The organism is Brachybacterium sp. (genome assembly GCF_052095815.1).
Taxonomy (GTDB): domain Bacteria; phylum Actinomycetota; class Actinomycetes; order Actinomycetales; family Dermabacteraceae; genus Brachybacterium.
In genome coordinates, this window is record NZ_JBQDLF010000043.1 from 28,131 (window position 1) to 34,567 (window position 6,437).

The 6,437-nt window shown below is 66.6% G+C and carries 6 protein-coding genes; 4 read left to right on the forward strand and 2 right to left on the reverse strand.

Going from position 1 to position 6,437, the window contains the following annotated elements:
• Positions 1–114: 114 nt before the first annotated feature.
• From erpA to ctaF, 4 genes are all read left to right on the forward strand, one after another.
• Positions 115–474, forward strand: coding sequence for an iron-sulfur cluster insertion protein ErpA (erpA, locus tag ACTH43_RS14830; RefSeq protein WP_441445669.1), 360 nt, complete (start codon positions 115–117; stop codon positions 472–474).
• A 385-nt stretch (positions 475–859) separates the two neighbouring features.
• Positions 860–1,816 carry an aa3-type cytochrome oxidase subunit II gene (ctaC, locus tag ACTH43_RS14835; protein WP_441445670.1) on the forward strand — a complete coding sequence of 319 codons (957 nt, stop codon included), beginning with the start codon at positions 860–862 and terminating at the stop codon, positions 1,814–1,816.
• On the forward strand, positions 1,813–3,525 hold the full coding sequence (ctaD, locus tag ACTH43_RS14840) for an aa3-type cytochrome oxidase subunit I (protein ID WP_441445671.1): 1,713 nt from the start codon (positions 1,813–1,815) through the stop codon (positions 3,523–3,525). Before ctaC ends, ctaD begins: the two co-directional genes overlap by 4 nt.
• 1 nt (position 3,526) lies before the next feature.
• Positions 3,527–3,943 (forward strand): aa3-type cytochrome oxidase subunit IV, encoded by a 417-nt coding sequence (gene ctaF, locus ACTH43_RS14845; protein WP_441445672.1) that lies wholly within the window; start codon positions 3,527–3,529, stop codon positions 3,941–3,943.
• 687 nt (positions 3,944–4,630) lie between these two features.
• Here ctaF and istB read toward each other — a convergent pair.
• Positions 4,631–5,434, reverse strand: a complete 804-nt coding sequence (istB, locus tag ACTH43_RS14850) for an IS21-like element helper ATPase IstB (RefSeq protein WP_441445673.1) — start codon at positions 5,432–5,434, stop codon at positions 4,631–4,633.
• The gene (locus ACTH43_RS14855; protein WP_441445674.1) at positions 5,431–6,390 is read right to left on the reverse strand and encodes a Mu transposase domain-containing protein; all 960 of its coding nucleotides are present in this window, start codon (positions 6,388–6,390) and stop codon (positions 5,431–5,433) included. Before ACTH43_RS14855 ends, istB begins: the two co-directional genes overlap by 4 nt.
• Between the last annotated feature and the right edge of the window lie 47 nt (positions 6,391–6,437).

Genomic DNA, 6,437 nt, shown 5'->3' on the forward strand with positions numbered 1-6,437 from the left:
CACGCCCGTCCCGGGCACCGGGGCCGAGGGTGTGGCGGATCGCCGGGACCTCCACCCCCCGTTCGGCAGCGCCGAGGCGTATCCTGGCTGGACACGAGCTTCGAGGAGGAACGCATGACCACGCCCACCACTGAGCGCCCGACTGCGGCGCACGACGTCACCCTCACCTCCGGCGCTGCGCAGAAGGTGACCACGCTGCTGGAGCAGGAAGGTCGGGACGACCTCCGCCTGCGGATCGCAGTCCAGCCCGGCGGCTGCTCCGGACTGATCTACCAGCTCTACTTCGATGAGCGCCTGATGGACAACGACCAGGTCGTCGAGTTCGACGGCGTCGAGGTCATCATCGACAAGATGAGCAGCCCCTATCTCTCCGGTGCGGTGATCGACTTCGCCGACACCATCGAGAAGCAGGGCTTCACGATCGACAACCCCAACGCAGGCAGCTCCTGCGCATGCGGCGACTCCTTCAGCTGAGTCCCCTGCGGAGCGGTCCCGCCCAGAGGCGGGGTACGTCCCGGATGAGACGGGCCCGGCCCGGTGACGATCAGGTCACCGGACCGGGCCTGTTTTCATGTGACCGCAGCAACCTGCAGATCACGGACCGGTCACGGAGCCCTGGGCAGGGCGCTCTGCGGCGAGTCGAGGTGGCCTCACCACCTCCGAAAAGCCGTATGATGACAGCGTGCCGTCAAGTGGCGGGCCCCCGTGGCCGGTCACGGCCTTCTCCTCGTGGGGAGGGCGCGGCACTGTGGGTATGTACCGCCCATATAAGTACCAGCTCCGCACCACGGGGCCGGGGAGAGCCAGTGTGCTCGCTCCGGAGTCGCGGGTGGAGACGACGAGCGGAAGGTCATCCTCTGTGATCCCCCAGGTCCCTCAGCGCGCGCGGCGTGGACGCCGTGCAGCAGCAGCAGGCCTCGCCTTGGCCACTCTGGTCCTCGCGGGCTGCACCCAGGCGCAGCAGCGCGGGTTCTTGCCCGGTCGGGAAGATGGCCAGGAGGTCACCAGCCAGACCGAGCGCATCACGAACCTCTGGGTCGGTTCCTGGACCGTGCTGGTCCTCGTCGGCCTCATGATCTGGGGCCTCACGATCTGGTGCGCGATCGCCTACCGCCGTCGCAAGAATGACACCGGCTTCCCGGTGCAGCTGCGCTACCACGTGCCGCTCGAGCTGATGTTCACGCTCGTTCCGGTGGTGATGGTGCTGACCTTCTTCTACTTCACGCAGCGTGACGCCCGCGAGATCGAGATGCATGTCGCGGAGCCGGACTACACCGTCAACGTGGTGGCCAAGCAGTGGAGCTGGGACATCAACTACGTGGACCAGAACGTCCACGAGCCTGCGGGCATCCAGTCCTTCGCGACCGGCGAGGTGGATGCCGACGGGGATGACGCGGCCGCCGATGCGCTGCCCACGCTGTACCTGCCCGTCGGTCAGTCCGTCGAGTTCCGACTCGACTCGCGCGACGTCGTCCACTCGTTCTGGGTCGTGGACTTCCTGTACAAGAAGGACATGATGCCGGGGTACACCACGAGCTTCCAGGTCACCCCGACCACCGAGGGAACCTACGCCGGCAAGTGCGCAGAGCTCTGCGGCGAGTACCACTCGGACATGCTGTTCAACGTGGTCGTCGTCTCCCAGGAGGAGTTCGACGCGCACATGGAAGAGCTGCGCGAGCAGGGCAACGAGGGTCAGCTGGGTGTCGACCTGAACCGCAACCACGAGGAGTGGAGCATGCGAGAGAAGCATGATGACGCCGGTCCTCGCTACACCGAGGAGACCGTCTCCACCGGGACCGAGGGAGAGAACGAGTGAGCACCGAGACCACCGCCGCACCGAGCACCTCGGTGGCCGGACGGTTCCAGGAGGAGCGGCCGACCAATCTCGGCACGCAGATCTTCAAGCTCCTGACCACGACCGATCACAAGTTGATCGGCATGATGTACATGGGCATGGCCTTCGCCTTCTTCGGCTTCGCGGGTCTGCTCGCCCTCGGCATCCGCACCGAGCTCTGGGAGCCCGGCCTGCAGGTCGTGGTCTCCAAGGATCAGTACAACCAGCTGTTCACCATGCATGGCACGATCATGCTCCTGATGTTCGGCACCCCGCTGTTCAACGGCTTCGCCAACTACCTGGTGCCGTTGCAGATCGGTGCCGTCGACATGGCGTTCCCGCGCCTGAACATGTTCGCCTTCTGGATCACCGGCTTCGGCTCGCTGATCGTCGTCTCCGGCTTCCTCACCCCGCAAGGAGCTGCCTCCTTCGGCTGGTTCGCGTACGCGCCGCTGTCGGACACCACGTTCTCCCCGGGCCTGGGGGGTGATCTCTGGGTCTTCGGACTTGCCTTGCAGGGATTCGGTACCATCCTGGGCTCGGTCAACTTCATCACCACGATCCTGTGCATGCGCATGCCGGGCATGACCATGTTCCGCATGCCGATCTTCACCTGGAACACGCTCATCACTGCGGTGCTGGTGCTGATGGCGTTCCCGCCGCTGGCCTCCGCACTGCTGGCGCTGGGCGCTGATCGCCGTTTCGACGCGAACATCTTCGACCCGGCCAATGGCGGACCGGTGCTCTGGCAGCACCTGTTCTGGTTCTTCGGCCACCCCGAGGTGTACGTGCTCGCGCTGCCCTTCTTCGGCATCGCCTCGGAGATCATCCCCGTCTTCTCGCGCAAGCCGATCTTCGGCTACAAGACCCTGGTGGGTGCGACGATCTCCATCGCCGCCCTCTCTGTGACCGTGTGGGCGCACCACATGTACACCACCGGTGCCGTGATGCTCGACTTCTTCGCCTTCATGACAATGCTCATCGCAGTGCCGACGGGCGTGAAGTTCTTCAACTGGGTCGGCACGATGTGGCGAGGGTCGTTGACCTTCGAGACGCCGATGCTGTTCACCCTCGGCTTCCTGACCACCTTCATCTTCGGTGGTCTGACCGGCGTGATCCTGTCCTCGCCGGTGCTGGACTTCCACATCTCCGACACCTACTTCGTGGTCGCGCACTTCCACTACGTGATGGCCGGCACCGTGGTCTTCGAGATGTTCGCGGGCTTCTACTTCTGGTGGCCGAAGATGTTCGGCTACAAGCTCAGCGAGGGGATCGGCAAGCTGCACTTCTGGCTGCTGACCATCGGCTTCCACATGACGTTCCTCATCCAGCACTGGCTGGGTGTGGACGGCGCCCCCCGCCGCTACGTGAACTACCTCCATGAGGACGGCTTCGACTGGATGAACCAGATCTCGACGGTCGGCGCCTTCATCATGGGCGTCTCCACCCTGCCCTTCCTGCTCAACGTGGTGCTGACCCACGTCAAGGGCAAGAAGGTCGAGGTCGACGACCCGTGGGGCTACGGCGCCTCGCTCGAGTGGGCGACGTCCTGCCCGCCGCCGCGTCATAACTTCCATTCCCTGCCCCGGATCCGCTCCGAGCGTCCCGCCTTCGATCTCCATCACCCGGAGGTCGCTCTGCAGGACCACATGCTCGCTGAGGAGCCCGCCGCGAACCCGAGGACCAACTGACATGAGAGCAACGGCAAAGATCTTCTGGATCCTGGCGGTCTTCTTCCTGATCGTCGCGATCGCTTACGGCTTCCTCACCGCGCGCTACGAGCCTCTGGGCCTCGAGCCGGTCGGTTTCCCGGCGCTTCTCGGCCTGACGGGTCTGTCGGTCATGATCGCCATGGCGACCTCCCTGGCGGTCAAGAAGAACTACCTCGGTGCCTCTGACGAGCTGGACGGCGAGGTCGCCGACGACGCCGGCGTACAGGGAAGCTTCTCCCCGTACAGCTGGGCGCCGCTGTGGGCCTCGCTCGGCGCCGCGCTCTGCTTCCTAGGGGTTGCCGCCGGTTGGTGGATCTTCGCCTTCGGCGTCATCTTCGCCATCTACGGGATCCTCCTGTGGGTCATGGAGTTCTCGGTGGGCCAGCACGCACACTGATCGATCGCGCCCGCATCCCTGCTCAGGGACGGGCAGCTGAGGGCCCCGCATCGTGTCGACGATGCGGGGCCCTCTTCTCGTCGTCTGCGGCTGTGCCTGCGCCTGCGCCAGTGCCTGCGTCTGTGCTCTGCACCTTGGGCGGGCGCACGGCCTTCCGGCGGTGCTGCGCGCCCTGCTCACCCCTGCGTCGCCGTGGAATCCCGCTGAGGCTGCGCCGTGCTGTCGGATCCCGATGCGGGACCCGCGGAACCTGTACGCGATCTCCGGGCTGCTGCGTCGCGGTCGATGAGTTCTGCTGCTGTCGGGGAGCGTGGATTCCCCTGGGACTCCCGGATGTGCACTGGTGAAGCGATGGCGAGCGTCATCAGCGGGGAGAAGGTGCCGCGATGGCACCGCCTCGAGATGCTCCTGACCGTGGGGCTGTAACAGCAACTACAAATGATTTCGGCGATAGTCGCGACGGTCGGCGTGGAATCGCCGACGTCAGAGCACGGTGGCTCTGCTCCAGCGGCTCGGGCGGCTTCAGCGACGCGGGTGCCGACACCGGCCCGGGGAACTGACGACCTGGCCGTCCGGACAGGACAACACCACAACCCGAGCGGCTGGCTTCTGCCGGCCCTACAGTGATGGCGCTCATCGATTTTCCCCAGAGTTGCTCGGTGAACTTCCCCGGGTCGCGGGGTTAGGTTAGCCGAGGTTCGTGCCGGTCGTGGCGCGGCGGACTTCTTCGGCGGCGGCGTGGTGGTTGCGGAGTCGGTAGGACGCGCCGTCGAGGGTGACCACGACGGAGCGGTGGAGGAGCCTGTCGAGCATGGCGGCGGCGACGGTGGTGTCGCCGAGGATCTCGCCCCAGGCGCCGACGGGTCTGTTCGTGGTGATCACGATCGAGGTCTTCAGGTAGCGCTGGTTGATGACTTGGAACAGTGCTGATGCTGCTTCGGCGGGCAGCGGCAGGTAGCCGAGCTCGTCGATGATCAGCAGGGTGGGGCCGGCGAAGAACCGCATCATCGTGGACCATTTGCCCTCGATCACGGCGCGGTGGCAGCGGGCGGCGAGGTCAGCGGCGGAGGTGAAGTAGACCCGATAGCCAGCATTGACCGCGGCGTGGCCGAGGCCGGTGGCGATGTGGGTCTTACCCACTCCGGGCGGGCCGATGAGCAGCACGTTCGTCGCGTTCTCCAGGAACCGGCAGGTCCCCAACTCCGTGAGCAGGCTGGGGTCGATGCCGGAAGCGGCGTCATGGTCGAAGTTCTCCAAAGTGGCGCCGGTGGGAAGGTTCGCGAACCGGAACCGGCCCGCGAGGCGCCGTTTCTCGGTGGCGGAGACCTCGATGGCCAGCAGGCGCTCCAGGGCGCCTGTGAGGGTCCAGTCCTCTGCCTGTGCCTGGTCAAGGATGCCGGGGAGAGCCTCGGCGGCGTCGGCCAGCTTCAGCTCGTTCAGGTGGCCGCGAAGCTGCTGATAGACGCTCGCGGTAGTGGGTGTGGTGGTCATGTCAGGGTGTTCCTGTTCTTCGCGGCCTGCTCGTAGGCGGCCAGGTCGATCACGGTCGCAGTCGGTGCGGGCGACCCGGTCAGGGCCTGTGCCGCGGCCAGGGACGCAGCCCCGGGTGGGATGCGTTCCTTGCGGCGGTGAGGCCGGCCCGGTGGGGCGGAGGCCAGAGCGATCGACTCGAGCGCGGTGACGTGCTGGTCGGTGCGCTGGGTGATCCCGAGGCCGGCCTCGGCCAGCTGGTGGCGGGCGAGCATGGCGCCGGAGGTGGTGGCGATCTCGATGTGGTCCGCGCCGAGGGGCTGGTGAACATTCACCGTGGCCATCGCCAGCTCGGGCGGGACGGAGTAGCGGTTGCCGCGCCAGTGGATCAACGCTTGCCGCGAGACGGTCCGCTGCTCGGTCACCACCACCGGGAACGCCATCGGCGGCAGGGGCCGGAGCCGCTCTTGAGCACGCATCTGGGCGGCGGTCGTGGTTCCGGTCGGGCTCTCGCGGCGGCGGCCGTCCTGCCGGGCCGCGAACGTTTCGAGGGAGACCTGGGCCTGCTCGGCCGTGATCTCGTCGGGCAGGGTTCGCCACCAGCGTTGGGCGGCGGTGTGGTTGTTCTTCTCGACCACGCCCTTGCGGTTGCCTGAGCGGGGTCGGCAGGCGACGGCCTGGACTCCGTGGTGCTTCGCGAACGCGGAGAACATCGCGGTCAGGTCGCCGGTGGCGGGGTCCAGCACGGTCCGCATCCGATCGAACCGCCACACCCTGGTCAGCCCTCCGAGGAGGGAAAGCACGGTCGTCATCGCGGCCAGCAGGTGGGGCAGGTCCATCGAGGGTGCGATAGCGGCCCGCCAGACGCAGGAGTGGGCGAGCGAGCCGACCAGCAGGAACGCTCGCTTCGTGGGGTAGGACCAGTGCTCGGGTGCGTCGGGCAGCTCGAGCCAGTCGAACTGAGTCTCCTCTGTCAAGGGACATCGGGATCTCCCTGTGGGCGGACGTTTGATCTCCCTGTCCG